The sequence below is a fragment of the Staphylococcus sp. FSL W8-0304 genome (genome assembly GCF_038006565.1).
Classification (GTDB): domain Bacteria; phylum Bacillota; class Bacilli; order Staphylococcales; family Staphylococcaceae; genus Staphylococcus; species Staphylococcus epidermidis.
In genome coordinates this window covers 881,514-905,160 of sequence record NZ_JBBOVL010000001.1, presented here as the reverse complement: position 1 = coordinate 905,160, position 23,647 = coordinate 881,514, and the positions used below count along the sequence as shown (strand labels likewise).

At 32.3% G+C, this 23,647-nt stretch carries 18 protein-coding genes and 2 pseudogenes; 8 read left to right on the top strand and 12 right to left on the bottom strand.

The annotated features are described in order from the left end of the window. Positions 1-4 precede the first annotated feature (4 nt). From NST35_RS04160 to NST35_RS04130, 7 genes and pseudogenes are all read right to left on the bottom strand, one after another. Positions 5-1,477, bottom strand: coding sequence for a sucrose-6-phosphate hydrolase (locus NST35_RS04160; protein WP_002457912.1), 1,473 nt, complete (start codon positions 1,475-1,477; stop codon positions 5-7). 259 nt (positions 1,478-1,736) lie between these two features. Continuing rightward, positions 1,737-2,690 carry a LacI family DNA-binding transcriptional regulator gene (locus NST35_RS04155; protein WP_002457911.1) on the bottom strand — a complete coding sequence of 318 codons (954 nt, stop codon included), beginning with the start codon at positions 2,688-2,690 and terminating at the stop codon, positions 1,737-1,739. Positions 2,691-2,824: 134 nt separating this feature from the next. Continuing rightward, positions 2,825-4,075, bottom strand: a pseudogene (locus NST35_RS04150) (ammonium transporter). A gap of 423 nt (positions 4,076-4,498) precedes the next feature. Continuing rightward, positions 4,499-4,723, bottom strand: a complete 225-nt coding sequence (locus tag NST35_RS04145) for a sulfurtransferase TusA family protein (RefSeq protein ID WP_001830019.1) — start codon at positions 4,721-4,723, stop codon at positions 4,499-4,501. 51 nt (positions 4,724-4,774) lie between these two features. After that, a complete protein-coding gene (locus tag NST35_RS04140; protein WP_002457909.1) occupies positions 4,775-5,827 on the bottom strand; it encodes a YeeE/YedE family protein in 1,053 nt (350 codons plus the stop codon). Between the two features lie 86 nt (positions 5,828-5,913). Then, positions 5,914-6,195 carry a hypothetical protein gene (locus NST35_RS04135; protein ID WP_032604478.1) on the bottom strand — a complete coding sequence of 94 codons (282 nt, stop codon included), beginning with the start codon at positions 6,193-6,195 and terminating at the stop codon, positions 5,914-5,916. A gap of 139 nt (positions 6,196-6,334) precedes the next feature. After that, entirely contained in the window at positions 6,335-6,970 is a 636-nt protein-coding gene (locus tag NST35_RS04130; RefSeq protein ID WP_002457908.1) for a redox-sensing transcriptional repressor Rex, read from the bottom strand. 346 nt (positions 6,971-7,316) lie between these two features. On the opposite strand from NST35_RS04130, the gene NST35_RS04125 reads away from it, so the two are divergent. After that, positions 7,317-9,251: an ABC-F family ATP-binding cassette domain-containing protein gene (locus NST35_RS04125; RefSeq protein ID WP_002457907.1), complete on the top strand. Its 1,935-nt coding sequence runs from the start codon at positions 7,317-7,319 to the stop codon at positions 9,249-9,251. Positions 9,252-9,592: 341 nt separating this feature from the next. Further along, positions 9,593-11,209 carry a MutS-related protein gene (locus NST35_RS04120; protein ID WP_002457905.1) on the top strand — a complete coding sequence of 539 codons (1,617 nt, stop codon included), beginning with the start codon at positions 9,593-9,595 and terminating at the stop codon, positions 11,207-11,209. An 81-nt stretch (positions 11,210-11,290) separates the two neighbouring features. Here the strand turns inward: NST35_RS04120 and tsaD are convergent, their stop codons facing one another. The 5 genes and pseudogenes from tsaD to NST35_RS04095 form a co-directional block, all read right to left on the bottom strand. Further along, complete coding sequence (gene tsaD / locus NST35_RS04115; protein WP_002457904.1) at positions 11,291-12,313, bottom strand: tRNA (adenosine(37)-N6)-threonylcarbamoyltransferase complex transferase subunit TsaD; 1,023 nt, start codon at positions 12,311-12,313, stop codon at positions 11,291-11,293. After that, positions 12,310-12,771, bottom strand: a complete 462-nt coding sequence (gene rimI, locus NST35_RS04110; protein ID WP_002457903.1) for a ribosomal protein S18-alanine N-acetyltransferase — start codon at positions 12,769-12,771, stop codon at positions 12,310-12,312. Before rimI ends, tsaD begins: the two co-directional genes overlap by 4 nt. Then, entirely contained in the window at positions 12,744-13,406 is a 663-nt protein-coding gene (gene tsaB / locus NST35_RS04105; RefSeq protein ID WP_002447529.1) for a tRNA (adenosine(37)-N6)-threonylcarbamoyltransferase complex dimerization subunit type 1 TsaB, read from the bottom strand. The genes rimI and tsaB overlap by 28 nt, the downstream gene beginning before the upstream one ends. Then, positions 13,387-13,848, bottom strand: coding sequence for a tRNA (adenosine(37)-N6)-threonylcarbamoyltransferase complex ATPase subunit type 1 TsaE (tsaE, locus tag NST35_RS04100; protein WP_002447530.1), 462 nt, complete (start codon positions 13,846-13,848; stop codon positions 13,387-13,389). The genes tsaB and tsaE overlap by 20 nt, the downstream gene beginning before the upstream one ends. A 415-nt stretch (positions 13,849-14,263) precedes the next feature. Further along, a pseudogene (locus NST35_RS04095) lies at positions 14,264-15,935 on the bottom strand (IS1182 family transposase). 307 nt (positions 15,936-16,242) lie between these two features. Between NST35_RS04095 and ilvD the strand changes: the two are divergent. The 6 genes from ilvD (at position 16,243) to leuB (ending at position 23,647) form a co-directional block, all read left to right on the top strand. Then, positions 16,243-17,931, top strand: coding sequence for a dihydroxy-acid dehydratase (ilvD, locus tag NST35_RS04090; protein ID WP_002457902.1), 1,689 nt, complete (start codon positions 16,243-16,245; stop codon positions 17,929-17,931). 34 nt (positions 17,932-17,965) lie between these two features. Next, positions 17,966-19,690 (top strand): biosynthetic-type acetolactate synthase large subunit, encoded by a 1,725-nt coding sequence (ilvB, locus tag NST35_RS04085; RefSeq protein WP_050542355.1) that lies wholly within the window; start codon positions 17,966-17,968, stop codon positions 19,688-19,690. Then, positions 19,690-19,923: an ACT domain-containing protein gene (locus NST35_RS04080; RefSeq protein ID WP_001830009.1), complete on the top strand. Its 234-nt coding sequence runs from the start codon at positions 19,690-19,692 to the stop codon at positions 19,921-19,923. The genes ilvB and NST35_RS04080 overlap by 1 nt, the downstream gene beginning before the upstream one ends. Positions 19,924-20,044: 121 nt before the next feature. Next, entirely contained in the window at positions 20,045-21,049 is a 1,005-nt protein-coding gene (gene ilvC, locus NST35_RS04075) for a ketol-acid reductoisomerase (protein ID WP_002457900.1), read from the top strand. Positions 21,050-21,071: 22 nt separating this feature from the next. Then, a complete protein-coding gene (locus NST35_RS04070) occupies positions 21,072-22,607 on the top strand; it encodes a 2-isopropylmalate synthase (protein ID WP_002457899.1) in 1,536 nt (511 codons plus the stop codon). Further along, a complete protein-coding gene (gene leuB, locus NST35_RS04065) occupies positions 22,604-23,647 on the top strand; it encodes a 3-isopropylmalate dehydrogenase (RefSeq protein ID WP_002447535.1) in 1,044 nt (347 codons plus the stop codon). Before NST35_RS04070 ends, leuB begins: the two co-directional genes overlap by 4 nt.

Below are 23,647 nucleotides of genomic sequence, written 5' to 3'. Positions count from 1 at the left end.
TAAATCACCCTTTTAATTCATATTTAGTGAATTTTAAATATACTTGACCAGATTCAGTCGAAGCTTTTATACCAGTAGCATCCTCATTTGGGAAAATACGTGAGGTTAAAACACGCTCACCATCATTACAAAATATTTCGATACTAGATGTATCTACAAAAATTTGTAACTGTTTTAATGGTGAGTCTAAAATGGTAGAACGCGTTGTTCCATCGACATTTGATGGTAATTTCCCACTATCGGTACGATCTAAAGTGAGTTTATTTTCGTGTTTATTATAAGTAATTAGTGTAGATTCAGATCGAGAGCTACGCAATTCAAAATATATTTCTGAAGCATCATTTTCTAATATATCTATAATCATCTCATACTGTTTACCCTCATATGGATGTAATTTACGTTTGAATTTATTAGCATATCCCAAAGCTGTTTCTTTATTTGTTCTTAAATCTTCTAACTGCTTAAAAGGTCGTTGCTTAAGTTTTCCATTTTCAATGGTAAGCACTCGAGGAATAGTAAGACAATGGGCCCACCCCTCTTTATCTGTAGGATACTCTGTATCTGGAAGTCCCATCCATCCTATTAAAATGCGTTGTCCATCTGCATCAATAAACGTTTGTGGCGCGTAGAAATCAAAACCATTATCCAATTCTTGAAAACTTTCATGGTCGAAAAATAGATCATTAAAGTTTAAATCTCCTATCATATATCCTGATTGATAGATATTTCTAAATTTATCTCCTTCAGCTTCAACACCTTGTGGACACATGAGTATGACATCTTTATTGCCTAGTCTAAAATAATCAGGACACTCCCACATATAACCAAATTGAGTCAGATTAGTTTTAATCTCACCTTCAAAATACCAATCAACAACATCTTGACTACGATATAAAAGTAAACGCCCCATCTCATTTTCATTTTGAGCACCTAGAATAGCGTACAGTTGACTATTTTTTTCAAATACCTTTGGATCCCTGAAATGACTTGTATACCCTTCAGGTTGTCCATGAATCACAGGTTTAGGAAACTTCTCTATTTTTCCGTCTTTGTTCATTCTGGCAATCATTTGACTGGAAATTCTATTCCAATGTTGGTCACGATGATTGCCTGTATACATATAATAAAGATGATTTTGATATTCAAAAGCACTTCCACTGTATACGCCATGACTATCATACTTAGTATCAGGTTTAAGAAGTGTTCCTTGAGGTTCAAAATGTAATAAATCTTTGCTTTTATAATTAAACCAATATTTTAAACCGTGCACAGCACCTAACGGAAACCATTGATGTGAAATATAGTAGTATCCTTCATAATAAATGAGTCCGTTTGGATCATTCAATAAACCCATTTCAGGTTGGATATGAAATGTTTGTCTATATAAAGATGTATCCACTTGGTGTTTCAGTTGCTCAAGATATGTTTTATCAACATCCTCAATACGTTGGTATCTCTCTTCACGAGTCCACTCCACTATGTTCTTCCTCCTACTACAATTATTTATATATTAATAACTCTATTATTCTAACATATTGATTTAGAGAAATATGTTAATAATGTCACTGTTTGATATGTTTAAATTCAGGCCTATTAATATCCAATTGATACCAGTCAACATATAATTAATTATTTCATTTAACTATGTTTTCACAATAATTATACCAATTTGATTAGCAATTATCATTATATGTGGTATCGGTTCCATTTTAACTAAAACAAACTTGTTGTGCATGTTAATTCAATTGGATAGGAATTTTTATTTTTAATGCTGTTTGTTCACCTTTTAATAGTTGGTTAATTTCTTTTAATGCTTGCTCTCCTGCTTCAAAGTAATTATAGCTAACCGTTTGAATGACAGGTGATACTATTTGAGTCATAGGGTCTCCACCAAATCCATATATTGAACAATTGTAAAACCTTTGTTTATGATCAGAGCAATATTTATGGATTGCAAAAGCAATGGTATCAGTTGCTCCAACTATCGCATCAGCATGATGTACTCTTTTAAGTTGCTGACTTACATCTTTAAAAGCTTGTTCATGCTTAAATGTTGTCTCATAAATTTTCGGACTTATGTGATAGTCATTCAGCGCTTGAATAACTCCCAGCTTACGTTGAACACCAACTGCAATATCTTCTTCACTTACACCAAAGAAATGTACATTTCGACATCCTTTTTCACCAATGAGTACTCCAATTTTATATCCAGCTTCATAATCATCGTGATATATACTATATAGTTGATCATGTTTTTGTCCTACTATAATGACAGGAACATCTATTTTCTCAATGACTTCAATATGCGCTTCAGTAATATGTGTTGCCATTAGCACGATTCCATCAACTTTACTACGTGATAATGTTTTTAGTGCCGAAATTTCACCGTCTATTTCTAATCCTGTGTAATTTAATAATAACTGGTATCGATGTTGATTACACTGGTGTACCAAGCCCTTAATCGTTTCATCAACAGCGTATGAATTCATACGTGGAATAATTGCTCCAATCAAATTGGTACGTCGAGCTCTTAAGCTTTGTGCAAATTGATTAGGTTGATAATTATTTTCTTCTATTATTTTAGTTATTTTTTCTTTTGTTGCTGGACTTACAGATCCATTATTTAAAAAGCGTGAAACAGTACTTTTCGATACTCCAGCTAGTTTTGCTATATCTGATATATTTTTCATAAAAAATCACCTATCACGTCATCAATCATTTCTTTTTATTTTATCATATGAACCAACGCTTTAAATAGTTGAAATTATTGTTTAGAATACGATTAAATAAATTGACGTGTTAGGTGATTGTCATTTATATAATTTTAAAACTTAATATGACGATTAAACTTATTTAGCTCTCCATAGAAATATGCTTTCTCACCGTGTACTATAACATCGAGTCCGGTTTTATCTTCTTCTTGAGTTGTAGCTAAAGGAGTAAAAATTTTAATAAATCTAGCAATCAAAAATGTGACTATTGCGCTAAAAACGACAGTCGCAATTGCCGCGCCAAGTTGAATGACTACTATTTTAAAATCACCTGTATAGATAAAACCATTCTGCACCGCACTATTAATTTGATGTGATTGAAAAACTCCTGTAAACACAGCTCCTAAGATACCACCTACACCATGAATACCAAATGCATCAAGTGCATCATTATATTGGAGTTTTACTTTGATTAAATTTATAACGATATAGCAACCTATGCCACCAATTATTGCAATAATCATAGCACTCATATAGCTGACGTATCCTGCTGCTGGTGTAATAGCGACAAGACCAGAAAGTGCTCCAGATAAAAGACCTAGTAAACTTGTAGTCTTTTTCAAGATATATTCAAAGATTAACCAACCGAAAGCACCTGCACTTGCACCAATAACTGTATTCACAAACGATATCATGGCTATGTGATCGAATGTAAATGCACTGCCCACATTAAATCCATACCATCCTAACCAAACTAATATACCACCTATAAGTGTAATTAATAGATTATGGGGAGTATGTTTTTCTTTCTTCTTACCTATACCTATCATTATCCCAAGAACCAAACCAGATACACCTGATGTTATATGAACTACTGTTCCACCCGCATAATCTATTGCTCCAATTTTACTAATCCAACCACCACCTCATACCCAATGGGCAACAGGGCTATAAATTAATAGAACCCATAAACTCACAAAAATCAGATAAGGAATGAATCTCATTTTCTCGGCTATCGAACCTGATAAAATAGATACCGCAATTGTACAAAACATCATTTGAAACAACATAAATAATGAGAGAGGGATATGAGGACTCAAGGTTTTTGAAGTTTCAAAACCAACATGATGAAGACCCAAAAACTTCAAACCACCTATCCATTGACTACCTCCATCAAAACTTAAAGAAAAACCAATCATTATCCATACAAATGTGACAATGACAATGGCAACCATACTTTGCATTACAGTATTCAAAGCATTTTTTGATTGTACGAGTCCTCCATAAAAAAGGCTTAAACCCGGTGTCATTAACCATACTAATAGAGTACATAAAAATAGAAATATTGTATCATTCATATTCATACTTACCACTTCCTTTAAAAACATCATAATGAGTGTTTTTTTAAAAAGCAAAATTAGGTAAGGTCATGTTACACAGTATGTTACTTTAAGTTACATCGCATATATAAGTGTAGTACAAAAAACATAATTACTTTCGTTACACAGCGTTAGTAATGAGTATAATTAAAAGATAATCTTGATTTAGTTATCTCATTACAATAATAAATAAGCCTGGGACAATGATTGTTGTCTCAGGCTATCATAATTCTACTAACGAATTTCATTAAATTAAAAAAACAGTTTTCAAGTTTAGCTCTTTCTTTCAATGATATAGCTAAAGGCTATTTAATTTAACCTTTTTTCTCGTCAATCTAATCTATAATTAAATTTGCTTAATTTCCTATCCTTAAAAAATCCTTTTATCAACTTTATAACTTTAAGTTTTTATGCCTTTTGAATAGTAATCGTCCATGATGCATCATCAAGTTGCTCATAGTTTGTAACTGGATATCCATTTTCTGCAGCCCAATTAGGCAATGCTTCAGTAGCCTGGGTGCAATCGAAATCGATTTTCAATTCATCCCCTTGATTTAATTCATTCATTTTCTTTTGTGCTTCTATTAAAGGAAATGGACAAACCATTCCTACTGTTCCTAATTCGTATACCATTGATATACCTCCTCATTCACTTTATCTAATGTCACATTTGAATAACCAATATTAGCTTTGAGATACTTGTTGTAACTTTTTCATAGGTTTTACAAAAATAAAATAACTCATAAACCAAACACCAATAATCATAGAGGCTAAAGCAATCCATCCTTGCCAACTCATTGTAGCTGTCTCTACTAAACCATTACCGATAGAGCAACCACCTGCAACTGAAGCACCAAATCCCATAAATATGCCACCAAGCGCACTATTGCGAATTGTCTTAATATCTGGCAATCTCCATCTAAATTCTTTAGACCCTTTTGCAGCTATATAAGAACCTATGAATATACCTAGTACCAAAAGCACACCCCAATCAATAAATTTTAAATCTCCTGAAATAAGATAATTTACAAGATTTGCAGATGGTGTTGTTATACCTAAGCCACCCATTCTCCCAGTAGATTCACTCATAGGCCAAGCAAGTAGAGCAATAAAACCTATTGCAATGCCAGCAACAAATGGATGATATCTTTTTTCAAATAGATAATGTCTAATACCACTATATTTTTGTTTAAGTTGGGGCACCATTATTTTAGGCTTTCGAATTGTTTTTACAACTAAAAATATTGTAATTACAGTTAATAACGTGACGAGAATCCATTGTGGTATACCAGTTGTACTTGTCATACTTGTGCTGACTTGTGTCGGTTTATTTATTTGATTCATTATTGGAAGAAGTACCCCAGTTTTAGTTACGGCTGAAGTCAATGCATAAAATATTAATGCCACCCAACTTCCAATTAACCCTTCACCAGCCCTATACCAAGTTCCAGTCGCGCATCCTCCAGCTAATACTATTCCTATTCCAAAAACGAAAGATCCCAAAATAGTTCCTATAACTGGAAATGTTTCTGCTGGAACCTCAATAAGATTCAAGTTCTTTAGAATAAGTAAACCAATACTTTGGACTGTAATAGCAATAAGCAATGCATAAAACATTTTGTTACTCTTTTGAACGTACATATCTCTAAATCCACCAGCTAAACAAAATCTTGTTCTCTGCATTACAAATCCTAGCAATATGCCAACGACTAATCCGCTTATAATTGTCCAAACCATTTTATCACCTTTTTCCGATATAAATACTAAGGTATTATAGTAGAAAGGACAATATTTTGCAAATTCTTAATTTTCTTTATTATTTTTTAATATAAATATTTTGTGAGTTTGTTTAAGTCATTTTTAGATAAGTTACTAAATTTATACCACTCTCGATCAGAATAATAAATAAACAATTTATTTCCTAATAAACCTTTAGATATTCTATACCGCACAATGCTAGAGAGTTCGAATTGGATATTGAATGGATTATTGTTTTGATTATATGCCTGAAACTCCAACTTATTTTCACGTATCAACAATATACCAGGAACTGTCATTATTCTAAGAATATGTGGTTTGAAATTACAATTTATTTCTTGAGTCACTTGTTTCAATCTCCCATTTCAATAAATATCAACTTACAATTTTTGTTAAAAAAGTTTCGTATTTATAATCTATTGTAACTGTTTAATATAAAAAAAGCACTCTCAATTGAGAGTACTATGTTAAAGTGATTTTTATTAATTATTTACTATAATTTTTCATGAAGAACAATAATGATTGTAACTCTATACCAAAGTCAATATGATGTACTTGGACATCTTGGGGTGTTTTAATTCGACGTGGTGTAAAGTTTAGTATACCTTTAACACCGGCTTTCACAAGTTCATCAGCTACTTGTTGTGCTACATTATCTGGTGTTGTTAAAATGACTACATCAATATCTTCTGATTCTAATGTCGTTTTGATATCATCGCTATGTTTTACCACAACGTCACCAATATTTTCACCTATAATATCTGATCTAATATCAAAAGCTTCAGTAATTGTCATCTCATCATGTATTGAAAAGTTATATGTAAGTAATGCACGCCCTAAATTACCAATACCTATAATGGCAATTTTAATTTGATCGCTCTCACTTAATTCTGATTTAAAGAATTCAAGCATACTATCTATATTATATCCATATCCTTTTTTTCCTAATTCACCAAAGTATGAAAAGTCTCTTCTTATTGTAGCTGAATCAATTTGTAGTGCTTCACTTATTGTTTTAGAATTAACACGATCTATACCTTTACCTTTCAAAATACTGACAAATCTGTAATATAAAGGTAAACGTTTTAACGTAGCGCGAGGAATTTTAAAATCATCTGACATATATCTAACCCCCTTTTTCGCGTATATTATGCATGTATCTTTAAAATCAGTAAATGAGTTAAAACATATGTTGAATGTCATCTCATAATACAAATAATTGTCTACAACGAATACTTAAACATTATACATTATTAATTTTTAAAAATAAATATCCTAGTTTCATGTGTTCTATGAATACTGTAGAATAGAGGTAATTGAGTTTAACATCATTTCAAGATAACGTACGCAATTTATTTTTCTATTTAAAATTCGATAATATAGAATTAACAAAAATTTAAATATTCAAAAACAAATACTTTATATATAGTTTAAACCTATTTCAAATACATAGAAAGGTGAGAATCGAATGATACTTTTACAACTTAATGACATCTCCAAATCGTTCGATGGTGAAGATATCTTCACAGATGTTAATTTTGAGGTGAAAACTGGCGAAAGAATCGGCGTAGTAGGCCGTAATGGAGCTGGTAAATCGACATTAATGAAAATCATAGCAGGTGTCGAAAATTACGATAGTGGTCATATATCAAAAATCAAAAATTTAACAATGAGTTATTTAACTCAGCAAATGACACTCAATTCAGAAGCTACTGTCTTTGAAGAAATGTCTAAGCCCTTTGAACACATTAAAAAAATTGAAAATTTAATTAAGGATGAAACAGATTGGCTTGCACGAAATGGACAAGATTATGAATCCGATGAATATCAATCACATATTGAAAAATATGAAACTTTAACTAATCGTTATGAGCAATTAGATGGTTATCAATATGAAAGTAAAATTAAAACAGTACTGCACGGGCTTAACTTTACAGAAAGCGATTTCAACAAGCCTATTAATGATTTTAGTGGTGGTCAAAAAACACGTCTTTCTCTTGCTCAAATGTTACTTAAAGAACCCGATTTACTCCTTCTTGATGAACCAACTAACCATCTAGACATGGAAACAACCAAGTGGTTAGAGGATTACTTAAAGTACTTTAAAGGAGCAATTGTGATTATCAGTCATGATAGATATTTTTTAGATAAAATTGTAACTCAAGTTTATGATGTTGCTCTGGGAAATGTAAAACACTATGTAGGAAACTATGAGCAATTTATAAAGCAACGTAATCAGTATTACGAAAAACGCATGCAAGAATTTGAAAAGCAACAAGAAGAAATCAAGCGTTTAGAAACCTTTGTAGAAAAAAATATTACTCGTGCATCTACAAGTGGCATGGCTAAGAGTAGACGTAAAACATTGGAAAAAATGGAACGTATTGATAAACCTATGATAGATGCTAGAAGTGCAAATATACAATTTGGCTTCGACCGTAATACTGGTAATGATGTGATGCATATTCATGATTTAAAGATTGGTTACGACTCACCTATTACACAACCTATAAACCTCGAAGTCTTTAAAGGGGATCATATAGCTATCATTGGGCCAAATGGTGTTGGTAAAACAACATTGATAAAAACAATTGCTGAAAAACATCCCAAACTAGGTGGTCAAATTATCTTTGGTGCTAATTTACAAATTGGATACTATGATCAAAAACAAGCTGAATTTAAATCAAATAAAACCATTCTCGATTATGTTTGGGATCAATATCCACATATGAATGAAAAAGATGTACGTGCAGTATTGGGGCGTTTCTTGTTCGTTCAAGAAGACGTTAAAAAAATTATCAATGACTTATCCGGCGGAGAAAAAGCACGATTACAATTAGCACTTTTAATGTTACAACGTGATAATGTTCTTATCTTAGATGAACCGACTAACCATTTAGATATTGATTCTAAAGAAATGCTTGAACAAGCATTGAAAGATTTTGAAGGCACGATTATTTTTGTATCACATGATCGTTATTTTATTAACCAACTTGCAAATAAAGTTTTTGATTTAAACCTTAATGGTGGCCAAATGTATTTAGGAGATTATCAGTATTATATTGAGAAAACTGAAGAAGCTGCTGCTATCAAAGCACATGAAACAGAAATTCAAAATAATTTTGAAAATAAAGAGATAAATCAAGACGCAAATACTTCAACCTATTTCAGTCAAAAACAACAAAAAAGACAACAACGTAAATTAGAAAGACAAATTGAACATTGTGAAAGACAAATAGAAGAATTAGAATCAGCAATATCACATATCGAAGAACAGTTAACACAGCCTGAAGTATTTAACGACCCTCTAAAAGCTAGTAAATTTGCCAATCAAAAATCCGAAACCGAACAAAAATTAGAACAAATAATGTTAGAATGGGAAAAATTACAAGAAAAGCTCTAATTTCCAACATAATGACAAGACACCTAAAAGTTGAATATATGACTTTTCGGTGTCTTTTAGTATGTTTTTACACAAATATTATTAACAGCATGAATTACTTCCATAATCAATATCCACAGAGTTATCCTATTTATCCACAAGTAAATTGACACTTTTATGTTTTAAAATTAACTTATTTATTTACATATCCACAAACAACTTCACCACTTACCCACAACTTACTCACATTTTGTTGATAAGTACGCACGTTCCCTATTGACAACTTATTTTCCATTTTTAATTGTTTCAGGTATTCATTTATGAAATAATTTATTGAGAAAGATAAAGGAGAACTAAACTTCATGACAAACAATCAAACCTTAGTACTAATTATATTAACTTTCATCATCCTAATTACACTTGTAAATGTAATTATTTCTATTATAGAGAGACGTAAACAGATTGCTAAAATAAATACTTTATGGGATAACAAATTAAAATCAGAAAATTTTATACGTCCTAATTCACGATTCGATGCCCAATACCGTGCTTACCGTGATCATTACAATAAGCAGTCATTTATCGACGATAAGACTTGGTCGGACCTAAATATGGATACGTTATTTCATAAAATTAATTTTAATTTCACTGCAATTGGTGAAATGCGACTATATGCAACTTTAAGAGGTATGTTTAAGGTAAATCAAACCTCATTGATAAACATGTTTAAAGATAATAAAGTATTTCGTTTAAATGTATCTTACATTCTTTCTAAAATTGGTAAAAATGTATACCCTTTGTTTCCAGATCAAATGTTACCTACTAAGCGAAATATTTTATTAATGTTTTGTCCGTTGTTACCATTTATCGGGTTCGCATTCATTTTTTTAATTCCTTCAAAAGGTATATTAATATGTCTTACTTTTATGATTTTAAATGCAATATTATCTTTCAAACTAAAAAAATCTTATGACCAAGATTTAAAATCAATTTTTTATACTGCTAATGTTATAAAGCAAAGTCAAGCTTTAAGTAAGATTGAGAGTACGCCAGCGATAAGTGTTGATTTTACTCATTTTAAAGCTTCACGTCGTTTTAGCGGTTTATTAGCTAGAGTAGAATCACAAGATATGGTAAGTAGCATAATTATGTTTATTAAATTAGTATTCATGATAGATTATGTTTTATTTCATTTAATTCAACGTAGCTACTTTAAGTATCAAGAAGAAGTTATGGCATGTTATGACTATATAAGTATATTAGATAATCATTACTCTATAGCTATGTATCAACATACTTTGACACATTATTGTTATCCTAAAATCAATAACAATATTAATGGCCTTCAAATGAAATCAATCATTCATCCTCTGCTAGATGAAGAAAATGCGATTGCTAACACCATTGACATTTCAAATCATATATTACTCACAGGCTCTAATGCATCAGGAAAATCTACATTTATGAAAGCAGTTGCACTAAATTTGATTTTAGCTCAATCGATACAAACTGCAACAGCTCACTCATTTATTTATCAACCTGGCTATGTAATGACATCAATGGCAAATGCGGATGACGTTTTAAGTGGTGACAGTTATTTCATGTCAGAACTTAAGTCTATTCGTAGATTATTTAACACTTATCAGTGCAATAAGATATATTGTTTTATAGATGAGATTTTTAAAGGAACGAATACAACTGAACGTATTGCCGCTTCTGAATCCGTATTATCGTATTTAGATAATCAAAAAGCATATCAGGTTATCGCTGCGACACATGATGTTGAATTATCAACATTATTAGAAAATACATATAATAATTATCATTTTAATGAATCTATTCAAAAAAATAGCATATTTTTCGATTACAAAATTAAACCTGGTAAAGCCAATACACGTAATGCAATTGAATTACTACGCATTACGCAGTTTCCTATCGATATTTATCAGCGTGCTCAACAAAATATTCGAAACCTCTAGAATTAATTAGTTTAATATTTAAAAAAAGTTAAGCGCCTATCTAAAAGTAGTTACTCTTAGATAGGCGCTTTGAAATATTATTTAAACAGAAAAAGTTTCAATATCAATATTATTTTGTCCATTTAAGGCTAAATCGCCACGCAAACCAGCTTGATATAAATAATATCCAGCAGCACCAATCATCGCTGCATTATCAGTGCAAAGAACAGGATTTGGAATAGTAAGGTGTATGCCTTCTTTTTTACATGCTTCACTTAGTGCAGCTCTTAATCCTTTATTACTAGCAACACCACCTGCAACAATTAAGCGATTAACATGATAGGTTTTACAAGCATGAATAGCTTTATGTGTTAAAACTTCTACAACGCTATTTTGGAAACTTGTTGCAACATCTTCAGCTACAATTTCAATATTTTTCTGTCTTAAATTGTGCAGTTTATTAATTACAGCACTTTTAAGACCACTAAAACTAAAATCATAACTATCTTTTTCGAGCCAAACTCTTGGAAAATCGTATATATCTTTACCTTTAGCTGCTAATCGATCAATATGCGGTCCACCAGGATAAGGTAAATTGATTGTTCGAGCAACTTTATCATAAGCTTCTCCTACTGCATCATCTCTCGTTTCACCAATCACTTCGAAATCTAAATGATTTTTCATATATACCAGTTCAGTATGACCACCAGATACAATCAATGATATAAGTGGAAACGTTAACGGTTGTTCTAAGTGATTGGCATAAATATGACCAGCAATATGATGTACTGGAATAATAGGCTTATCATAAGCAAATGCCAAAGCTTTAGCCGCATTTATACCAATTAATAAAGCTCCTATTAATCCGGGGCCTTGTGTTACTGCAATAGCGTCAATGTCTTCCATTTTCACTTTTGCACTCACTAATGATTCATCTATAGTTGCTGTTATCCCCTCAACATGATGTCTACTAGCAACTTCAGGTACAACACCACCAAAACGTTTGTGACTATCTATTTGACTTAAAACAGTATTAGATAAAAGTTCAGTGCCATTCTTTATTACACTTACACTCGTTTCATCACAACTTGTTTCTATTGCTAAAATTAATGTATTATTTGTCATTTCAAATTCACCCACATGACTAATGCGTCCTCGCCTTCTCCATAATAATTCTTTCTTTTTCCACCATTTTGAAATCCTAAATTTCTATAAACATGTTGTGCAACATCATTATCTATTCTTACTTCTAAACTCATCACATCACAAGAAAAACGTGCATAGTTCATTGCATATTTAAGTAAAAGTTGACCAAGACCATAGCCTCTATATGCTTTTGATATAGCTATCGTTGTAATTTGTGCTTGATCAACGACTAACCATAAACCAACATATCCAATTATTTTGTCTCTAAATTCTATCACAAAATATGTTGCAAATTCGTTGTTTTCTATTTCATGATAAAATGCATCGATTGACCACGAACTGTGTGAGAAACTATCTCTTTCTATATCAAAAACTTTAGGTACATCTTCCACACTCATTTTCCTAATATTCAATTGTTCTCTTGTTGGTTTAACCAATTTCGTTCCGCCTCTGATAATTTATGGTATTTAGGAGTAAATGAATGTATATTTTCTGGTTTTTGAATTAATTGCTTCATACTTGAAGCTTTTGGTAACTGTTCTATGATGTCACTGTCTAATAAATGTTTTATTTTTTCGGTATGATATCCTACAAACACATAAGGTTGGTTTAGTTGATGAAGTTTTTCAATAAGTTCAAAAATAGGTATATAAGTATCATCAATAATGGTTATTAATTCATTGTCCTGATATTGATAAACACCTGCATAAACTGCTTCTCTTCTAGCATCAAAAATGGGTACTAACAACTTCGTACTGTCTTTGACTGTGCTAGCAAGTGCTTTAAGTGATGAGACACCATATAAGTTAGTGTTTAATGCATAAGCTAATGTTTTAGCAACAGTAACCCCTATTCTAAGACCGGTATATGAACCTGGACCTTCCGCTACCACGATATCAGTTATTTCTGTTTTATTTAATTTACTTTCTGAAAGAATTTCTGCTATTTCAGGCATGAGTTGCACTGAATGATTCTTTTTGATATCAGTTGTTTTTTCAGCAATCACTTCATTATCTTTCATAATAGCTACTGATAAAGGTTGGTTTGACGTATCAATTAGAAGATAGTTCATTTAAAATTGCCTCCTTTACTAATGCATAATGTTGTCCATGTGTTTCAATGGATACTTGTCTCTCATTCGCATTTTTGACATTTATATTAATCGTTAAGTGATTAGGAGGAAGGAAATCTTTGATAAATTTACTCCATTCTATAACTATGATGGCATTGTCTTCAAAATATTCATCGAAACCTAAATCATCTTCCTCACCTTCAAGTCGATAACAGTCCATATGATGTAATCGTATGCTTGAACCTGTATAAGATTTGATTATATTAAATGTTGGTGAGTTTATCGTTCTTTTAACACCTAACGCTTTTCCTATAAATTGTGTTAATGTAGTTTTCCCTGCTCCTAGGTCACCATTTAGTAAAATCAAGTCCTTAGCACTTAAATGTTTTACAAGTATTTGAGCAAATTTATCCATTTCATTTAAATTGTGAATAGTTATCAATTTTTACTCTCCTATATATGATTATTTAAAATCAAATTATCTCTATATTTAAAGATATATATACATTTCTACATGGTTTATTAACTTAATCATTGTAACAAATTTTAATTCAAATTTCTTCGTAAAATATTTAAGCTTGTCCTCTGTAAATTTTTAGAAAATTCTAAATTTATCATTGACACAATTCACCACATGTAGTAAATTGAATTTATCAAATTTTAAAACAATTCAAACTATTAAGAATAGAATAAATAACCATTCAACGAAAGGAGTATAATAAAATGACTTATCTATCTACGCTAGACCTACCAACAACTCAACAAGCTATTATCATTTTATTATACTCGTAAGGACTCGAACTTTAGAAAGATTTTAACTTCTAAATGTTTAAGTCCTATTTCTAGTTGGATGGGACTTAACGAGTCCGGGACATAAAGTTCTTGGATAAGTGAAAAAAAGACAATTTCTATTGAAATAATATAGAAATTGTCTTTTTTATAAATTTTTTGATTATTTTCAGCTCGTTGAGCTACTACTTTTCTTATATTAAGTGCCATTAATACAAAACCAAGTTCTCTTTTGACTTTATTGAGTCCTCGGACAGACATCCGAGTGAAACCCAAAATAGCCTTCATAAATCCAAAAACAGGTTCCACATCAATTTTTCTTTGACTGTAGATATTTTTTGTTTCTGGTTCTGAAAGCTTTTTGTTAATTTGGGATTTAAAATATTCCCAGTTATAATTCTTCATTATTTTTTTGTTTGTTTTTGAATTGAAGTTCATACATTGATTTTTCAGAGGACATTCTGAACAATCATCACATTCATATAATTTGAAGTCTCGCTTATAACCATACTTATCATGACGATAGGCATATCTTTTAAAACCTAGCCGTTTATTATTCGGACAAATGAATTCGTCATTAATTTCGTCATAGTTCCAATTTTGAGTATTAAAGATGTCACTTTTATATTTTTTAGTTTTATCTTTTATAAACATTCCATATGTTATGAGTGGCGTTCGATTAAAGTCATCTATAATTGCCTTATAATTTGATTCACTACCATAACCTGCATCAGCTACAATATATTCAGGTAAATGACCGTAGGTCTCTTGAATTGAATTTAAAAATGGAATCATCGTTCTAGTATCCGTTGGATTTTGATACACATTATAAGATAAAACAAATTGGGAATTTGTCGCTATTTGTAAATTATACCCTGGCTTAAGTTGTCCATTTTTCATGTGATCTTCTTTCATTCTCATAAATGTCGCATCATGATCTGTCTTAGAATAACTATTTCTATCCTTTAAAATAGATTTTTGAAATTCGTATCGATACTTTCGCTCAAAATAATCATTGATTTGCTTTTTGTATTTTTTGATTTTAGTTCTTTTGAGACGTATTTGTTTTCTTGTTTTAGTACATTTTTCATTGTTGATATGTTGGTTTAAATCTTCGATTTCTTTATCTAAGTGACTACCAATCAAATCTATTTCTTCTTTTGTTAATTCATTATCATGATCTTTTTTAATTTCCGGTATGATTTTATTGGTTACCAATTCATGGTAGAGGGCTTTAGAATCCTCATTCATCTTTGATTCATGGTTTTGAATACTCTTTTTCCATACAAATGTATATCGATTGGCATTTGCTTCAATTTTTGTACCATCAATAAAAATAGCTTTATCATCTATAAGATTTTGTTTTACACACTGACTGTAAAATTGAATAAATAAAGATTCTAATAAAGCATCTACTTTTGGATTTACTCTAAATCGATTAATTGTTTTATAAGAAGGTTTTTGATTTTGTGATAGCCACATCATTCGGATGCTATCATTAAGCATTTTTTCTATTTTACGACCTGAGAATACAGATTGTGTGTAGGCATATAGAATCACTTTTAACATCATTTTAGGATGGTACGAAGTTGCACCACGGTGATGTCTGAATTCGTCGAATTCATTGTCATGAATTGTTTCAACAATATCATTTACATGTCGTGAAATATCATTTGTGGGGATAAGAACTGAAGTTTCCATTGGTAGAGTAAGTTGAGTCATGTTATAATTTTTATACATAAGGCACCTCGTTAATTTAGTTTAGTGATGTTTATTAAATTATACGAAAGTGCTTTATTTTTTTAAAGTATTACAATGTAAAATTACATATAAATACAAAGTATTTTGGCGAGACTCTTGAGGGAACAGGACAAGCTGAAGACTACAGGCTGAAGCTGTCCCCTAAGAAAGCGAGCCAACAATACGGAGTATTGTAAATAAAGAAGCCAGTAAATGAATTTGTTAAAACTCATTTACTGGCTATTTCTCTAGGGTTTATGTCCCAGACTCTTTTTATTTTCTAAATAATTATATGGGGGAATGATATATGCGAAGTGATATGATCAAAAAAGGAGATCACCAAGCTCCTGCAAGAAGTCTTTTACATGCGACTGGCGCTCTTAAACAACCTACAGATATGAATAAACCTTTCGTAGCAATTTGTAACTCTTATATTGATATTGTTCCTGGGCACGTTCATTTAAGAGAATTAGCAGACATCGCAAAGGAAGCTATTAGAGAAGCAGGTGCTATCCCATTCGAATTTAATACGATCGGTGTTGACGATGGAATAGCTATGGGACATATTGGCATGAGATATTCTTTACCTTCAAGAGAAATTATCGCAGATGCAGCTGAAACAGTTATTAACGCTCATTGGTTTGATGGTGTATTTTACATTCCTAATTGCGATAAAATTACGCCAGGAATGTTACTCGCAGCAGTTAGAACAAATGTACCAGCTATCTTTTGCTCAGGAGGCCCAATGAAAGCTGGTCTTTCCGCTCAAGGTAAGGCATTGACACTATCTTCAATGTTTGAAGCGGTTGGAGCTTTTAAAGAAGGAACAATCTCAAAAGAAGCATTTTTGGACATGGAGCAAAACGCTTGTCCTACATGTGGTTCATGCGCCGGTATGTTTACCGCAAACTCAATGAACTGTTTAATGGAAGTTTTAGGTTTAGCCCTACCATATAATGGTACAGCTCTAGCTGTGAGTGACCAACGTCGTGAAATGATTAGACAAGCAGCATTCAGGTTAGTTGAAAATATTAAACATGATATTAAACCTCGCGATATTATCACACAAGATGCGATTGATGATGCTTTTGCTCTTGATATGGCCATGGGAGGTTCTACTAATACTGTTCTTCATACTCTTGCAATTGCAAATGAAGCAGGTATTGACTACGACTTAGAACGTATTAATGAAATTGCTAAAAAAACACCTTACCTTTCTAAAATTGCACCTAGTTCTTCTTATTCTATGCATGATGTTCATGAAGCAGGTGGCGTGCCAGCTATCATAAATGAATTAATGAAAAAGGATGGTACTTTACATCCAGATAGATTAACAGTTACGGGTAAATCCTTGAGAGAAAATAATGAAGGTAAAAACATCAAAAATTTTGAAGTTATTCATCCTCTTGAAACCCCTTATGATAAGCAAGGTGGATTATCTGTCTTATTCGGAAACCTCGCACCTAAAGGAGCGGTAATCAAGGTCGGTGGAGTTGATCCTTCAATTAAAGTATTTACAGGAAAGGCAATTTGTTTCAACTCTCATGATGAAGCTGTTGAAGCCATTGATAATCATACAGTAAGAGAGGGACATGTTGTTGTTATTAGATATGAGGGACCTAAGGGAGGTCCTGGAATGCCAGAAATGCTAGCCCCTACGTCTTCCATAGTGGGCAGAGGATTAGGTAAAGATGTTGCATTAATTACGGACGGTAGATTTTCGGGTGCAACTAGAGGTATTGCAGTTGGACACATTTCACCTGAAGCCGCTTCAGGTGGACCCATTGGCTTAATAAGAGATGGTGATAAAATTACGATTGATCTAATCAATAGAACTCTAAACGTAGATCAATCTGAAAAAGAACTGTATCGTCGTAAAAATCAGCTTGAACCATTTAAAGCAAAGGTTAAAACAGGCTACTTAGCTAGATATACTAGTTTAGTCACAAGCGCTAATACTGGTGGTATTATGCAAGTTCCGGAAAACCTTATTTAATTAGGAGATGATTAAAATGTCAAATCAAAAATCAATGGTTTCGCCTCACCCTTCTGTGCATCAAACAAAGAATTCACAACCCTTAATAACACGCAGTGGTTCTCAATTATTGGTTGAAGCACTTCAGCAAGAAGATGTAGATTTTATCTTCGGTTATCCTGGTGGTGCTGTCTTACCTTTATACGATACATTTTATGACGGGAAAATCAAACATATTCTTGCCCGTCATGAACAAGGTGCTACACATGCTGCTGAAGGATATGCGCGTGTCTCTGGTAAAACAGGAGTCGTTGTTGTAACAAGCGGACCTGGTGCAACAAATGCCATTACGGGTATTACTGATGCATTTAGTGACTCTTTACCACTAGTCGTTTTTACTGGTCAAGTTGCTACACCTGGAATAGGTAAAGATGCTTTCCAAGAAGCTGATTTACTCTCGATGACCACACCTATTACAAAACACAATTATCAAGTTAAAAAGATCGAAGACATTCCAAGAATTGTTCATGAAGCCTTTCATTTAGCGAACACTGGAAGAAAAGGCCCTGTAGTGATTGATTTTCCTAAAGATATGGGTGTTCTTAAAACTGATGTTGAACTTACGCAAGAAATTAATATTCCTGGTTATGAAGTTAATAGTAACCCTAATAAAGAGGATATTAATAGGTTAATATATATGATTAAAGAAGCTAAGAAACCTCTTATTCTTGCAGGTGCTGGTATTAATCACTCTAAATCTAATCATTTATTGACAGAATTTGTGACAAAACATCAAATCCCTACTGTCACAACTCTCCTTGGACTTGGAGCAATACCTTATCATCACCCCTTATTTTTAGGTATGGGTGGCATGCATGGATCTTATGCAAGTAATATGGCATTAACAAATTGTGATTTACTTATCAACTTAGGTAGTCGATTCGATGATCGTCTTGCAAGTAAGCCTGATGAATTCGCACCAAATGCAAAAGTTGTACATGTCGATATCGACCCTTCTGAAATAAATAAAGTTATTAATACAGATTTAGGTATAGTCGCTGATTGCAAACTTGTGCTTGAGAATTTATGCCATGAGCAAGTTTTAACATCCACCCACGAAGAATGGAACGATTATTGTATTAATAACAAAAGTAAATATCCATTTAAATATGATGATAATGATAAAACATTTTGTAAACCACAAAAAGCAATTGAATATATTGGTAAAGTTACCGATGGAAATGCAATTGTGACAACTGACGTAGGACAACACCAAATGTGGACAGCACAATTCTACCCATTTAAAAATTATGGCCAATGGGTAACAAGTGGCGGTTTAGGTACTATGGGATTTGGAATTCCATCAGCAATAGGAGCACAATTAGCTGAACCTGAGAAAACAGTTGTTTGTTTTGTAGGAGATGGTGGTTTTCAAATGACGAACCAAGAAATGGCTTTACTTCCAGAATATGGACTTAATGTCAAAATAGTACTTATTAATAATGGAACTTTAGGTATGGTCAAACAATGGCAAGATAAATTCTTTAATAAACGATTTTCTCATTCTGTATTTAATGATCAACCTAATTTTATGAAAATGGCGGAAGCTTATGGCGTTAAGGGATTCTTGATAGATTCTCCTGATAAATTAGAATCTTCAATTGATGAAGCATTTGCATATCATGGACCAGCACTCATTGAAGTTAGAATCTCACCTGTAGAACCAGTTAATCCAATGGTACCTAGTGGCAAATCAAATCATGAAATGGAGGGTTACTAATGGAACGAACAATTCATTTTACATTAGTTGATCAAGTGAGTACTTTGAACAGAATTACTAGCGCCTTCGTTCGCTTACAATGTAATATTGATGAACTTCATGTTAAACATTCAGACAAAGAAGGAATTTCTAATATGAAACTTAAAGTCAATATTAAAGATGATGATACTTTTAAAATTGTTCTTAAAAAACTATCACAACAAGTAAATGTACTAAGTGTAAAAAGTGAGTAAATGTTTTGATGCGCTAGTTAAAATGAAAAATCAACTAAACATAACTAACATCATACACTTTTTACGCACATATTATTTTGAAAATTCAGAACTTTCGATAAAATGACTGGAGGAATTTATTATGACAAAAGTATATTACGATGAAACAGTAACACAAGATGCATTACAAGGTAAAAAAATTGCTGTCATTGGTTATGGCTCACAAGGACATGCACATGCACAAAATTTAAAGGACAATGGTTATGATGTAGTCATTGGTCTACGTCCAGGACGATCATTTAATAAAGCTAAAGAAGATGGATTTGATGTTTATACGGTAAGTGATGCTACACAACAAGCTGATGTAGTGATGGTACTATTGCCTGATGAAATTCAAGGTAAAGTATATAACGAGGAAATTAAACCACATTTAGAAAAAGGAAATGCTTTAGCATTCGCACACGGTTTTAATATCCACTTCAGTGTTATCGAACCACCTAGTGATGTCGATGTCTTTTTAGTAGCACCTAAAGGACCCGGTCATTTAGTTAGACGTACATTTGTTGAAGGAAGTTCCGTACCAGCATTATTTGGTGTTCAACAAGATGCTACAGGCCAAGCAAGAAACATTGCTTTAAGCTACGCAAAAGGCATTGGTGCTACTCGTGCCGGGGTCATTGAAACGACATTTAAAGAAGAAACTGAAACAGATTTATTCGGTGAACAAGCTGTTCTTTGTGGAGGAGTTTCCAAATTAATTCAGAGTGGATTCGAAACACTTGTAGAAGCAGGTTACCAACCTGAATTAGCTTATTTTGAAGTCTTACACGAAATGAAATTAATTGTTGATTTAATGTATGAAGGCGGAATGGAAAACGTTCGTTATTCTATCTCTAACACTGCTGAATTTGGCGACTATGTTTCTGGACCAAGAGTAATTACACCTGATGTTAAAGAAAATATGAAAAAAGTACTTGAAGATATTCAAAATGGTAACTTTAGCCGTAGATTTGTTGAAGATAACAAAAATGGCTTTAAAGAATTCTATCAATTACGTGAAGATCAACATGGTCATCAAATTGAACAAGTTGGACGCGAATTAAGAGAAATGATGCCATTCATTAAATCTAAAAGTATTGAAAAATAACAACAGTAGAGGGGTGTTTTTAATGGAAGAACATATTCAAATTTTTGATACAACACTTAGAGATGGTGAACAAACGCCAGGAGTCAATTTTAGCTTTGATGAAAGATTGAAAATTGCCAAGCAACTAGAAAAATGGGGAGTAGATGTACTAGAAGCAGGTTTTCCTGCTTCTAGTACTGGTAGCTTTAAATCAGTAGAAGCTATAGCCAAAACTTTGACTACAACAGCAGTGTGTGGATTAGCTAGATGTAAAAAATCTGATATTGATGCTGTATATGAAGCCACTAAAGAAGCTGTAAAACCTCAAGTACATGTATTCATTGCAACCTCCCCTATTCATTTAAAACATAAATTAAAAATGACTCAAGATGAAGTTTTAACTTCAATCAAAGAACACGTTTCTTATGCTAAACAATTTTTTGAAGTCGTACAATTCTCTCCAGAGGATGCAACAAGAACTGAAATTCCATTTTTAATTGAATGTGTTCAAACTGCGATTAACGCAGGAGCCACAATTATCAACATCCCTGATACAGTTGGATTTAGTTATCCTACTGAGTATGGTGAAATTTTTAAGCAATTAACACAGGCCGTTAAGTCAAATTCTAAAATTATCTTTAGTGCACATTGTCATGATGATCTTGGAATGGCAGTTGCTAATAGTTTAGCAGCTATTGAAGGTGGAGCTAGACGTATTGAAGGTACAGTGAACGGTATTGGTGAAAGAGCAGGAAATGCCGCACTTGAAGAAGTTGCTTTAGCTTTATATGTAAGGAAGGACCACTATGGTCTTGAATCTCAAATTAACCTTAAAGAAACTAAGAAAACATCTGACTTAATTTCAAGATATGCTGGTATCCGTGTACCTAGAAATAAAGCTATAGTAGGTCAAAATGCATTTAGTCATGAATCCGGAATTCACCAAGACGGTGTACTTAAACATCGTGAAACCTATGAAATCATGACACCTCAACTCGTAGGTGTAAATACTACAGAATTGCCATTAGGTAAATTGTCTGGTAAACATGCATTTGCCGAAAAGCTTAAATCTCTAGGGTATGAAATTAAATTGGAAGATCAAGTTACATTATTTAAACAATTTAAAGAAATTGCAGATAAGAAAAAAAATGTATCCGATAGAGATATTCATGCAATTATACATGGCTCTGAACATGAACACAATGCTATTTTTCAACTTGATAACTTACAACTTCAATACGTATCTAAAGGTCTACAAAGTGCAGTAGTAGTTATAAAGGAAAGAAACGGACAAGTTAAACAAGATTCAAGTATTGGAACGGGGTCAATTGTTGCAATTTATAATGCTGTTGACCGAATTTTCAAGAAAGACGCAGAATTGATTGATTATCGTATTGATTCTGTAACAGAAGGTACTGATGCTCAAGCAGAAGTACATGTACGAATCATTATTAATCATATTGAAGTGACTGGCATAGGTATAGACCACGATATATTAAAAGCCTCATGTAAAGCATATATCGATGCTCATGCTAAATATATTTCAGAATATGAGTTGAAAGAAGGTATCCGTACATGAGTTATAAAATAGTTGCCTTACCTGGAGATGGTATAGGACCAGAGATTCTATCTGGTACATTAGAACTTTTAAAATTAATAAGTGAAAAATATCATTTTGAATACCATTTGGAAAGTCATCATTTTGGAGGTATCTCAATAGATAATTATGGTACACCTTTAACTAATGAAGCATTACAATCATGTAAAAATGCAGATGCTATATTATTAGGCGCGATTGGAGGGCCTAAATGGACAGACCCAAATAATCGTCCAGAACACGGTTTGTTAAAACTGAGAAAATCCTTAAATTTATTTGCTAATATTCGCCCTACATTTGTAACTAAAGGGGCTAGTCATCTTTCACCACTAAAACAAGATATTGTAGAAGGCACCGATTTAGTTATTGTAAGAGAATTAACGAGCGGTATTTATTTTGGTGAACCAAGCTATGTTAAAAAAAACGAAGCTTTAGACTCATTAAAATATTCAAGTCAAGAAATTGAACGTATTGTGAGAATCGCTTTTAATCTTGCAAACCGTAGACGTAAAAAATTAACATCTGTTGATAAGGAAAACGTTCTATCCTCTAGTAAGTTATGGCGACAGATAGTAAATGATGTAAAAAAAGATTTTCCAGAAGTAGAAGTTAATCATATGCTAGTTGATGCTTGTAGTATGCATCTTATCACCCAACCTACGCAATTTGATGTGATTGTAACAGAGAATCTTTTCGGAGATATCTTAAGTGATGAAGCATCTGTTATACCAGGCTCTCTAGGTCTTTCTCCTTCAGCTAGTTTTGGTCAAACAGGTACACGTCTGTATGAACCAATTCATGGTTCAGCTCCAGATATAGCTAATGAAGATAAAGCGAATCCATTTGGTATGGTTCTCTCTTTAGCACTTTGCTTAAGAGAAAGTTTAAATCAAATTGATGCGGCTAACGAACTTGAGTCAATTGTTTACTCGTTTATTCAATCTAATAAGACAACTGCAGATTTAGGTGGACAATATCGAACTTCAGAAATTTTTAAGTTGCTTAAAGAAAAATATTTATAA

Excerpts from the sequence above, each read along its gene's own strand:
- NST35_RS04155 (WP_002457911.1), bottom strand. The coding sequence starts at position 2,690 with ATGAAAAATATATCAGATATAGCAAAACTAGCTGGAGTATCGAAAAGT.
- NST35_RS04070 (WP_002457899.1), top strand. The coding sequence starts at position 21,072 with ATGGAAGAACATATTCAAATTTTTGATACAACACTTAGAGATGGTGAA.
- NST35_RS04130 (WP_002457908.1), bottom strand. The coding sequence starts at position 6,970 with ATGTCAGATGATTTTAAAATTCCTCGCGCTACGTTAAAACGTTTACCT.
- tsaB (WP_002447529.1), bottom strand. The coding sequence starts at position 13,406 with ATGAACTATCTTCTAATTGATACGTCAAACCAACCTTTATCAGTAGCT.
- NST35_RS04145 (WP_001830019.1), bottom strand. The coding sequence starts at position 4,723 with ATGGTATACGAATTAGGAACAGTAGGAATGGTTTGTCCATTTCCTTTA.
- NST35_RS04080 (WP_001830009.1), top strand. The coding sequence starts at position 19,690 with ATGGAACGAACAATTCATTTTACATTAGTTGATCAAGTGAGTACTTTG.
- ilvB (WP_050542355.1), top strand. The coding sequence starts at position 17,966 with ATGGTTTCGCCTCACCCTTCTGTGCATCAAACAAAGAATTCACAACCC.
- NST35_RS04140 (WP_002457909.1), bottom strand. The coding sequence starts at position 5,827 with ATGGTTTGGACAATTATAAGCGGATTAGTCGTTGGCATATTGCTAGGA.
- tsaD (WP_002457904.1), bottom strand. The coding sequence starts at position 12,313 with ATGACAAATAATACATTAATTTTAGCAATAGAAACAAGTTGTGATGAA.
- leuB (WP_002447535.1), top strand. The coding sequence starts at position 22,604 with ATGAGTTATAAAATAGTTGCCTTACCTGGAGATGGTATAGGACCAGAG.
- NST35_RS04125 (WP_002457907.1), top strand. The coding sequence starts at position 7,317 with ATGATACTTTTACAACTTAATGACATCTCCAAATCGTTCGATGGTGAA.
- ilvC (WP_002457900.1), top strand. The coding sequence starts at position 20,045 with ATGACAAAAGTATATTACGATGAAACAGTAACACAAGATGCATTACAA.
- NST35_RS04120 (WP_002457905.1), top strand. The coding sequence starts at position 9,593 with ATGACAAACAATCAAACCTTAGTACTAATTATATTAACTTTCATCATC.
- ilvD (WP_002457902.1), top strand. The coding sequence starts at position 16,243 with ATGCGAAGTGATATGATCAAAAAAGGAGATCACCAAGCTCCTGCAAGA.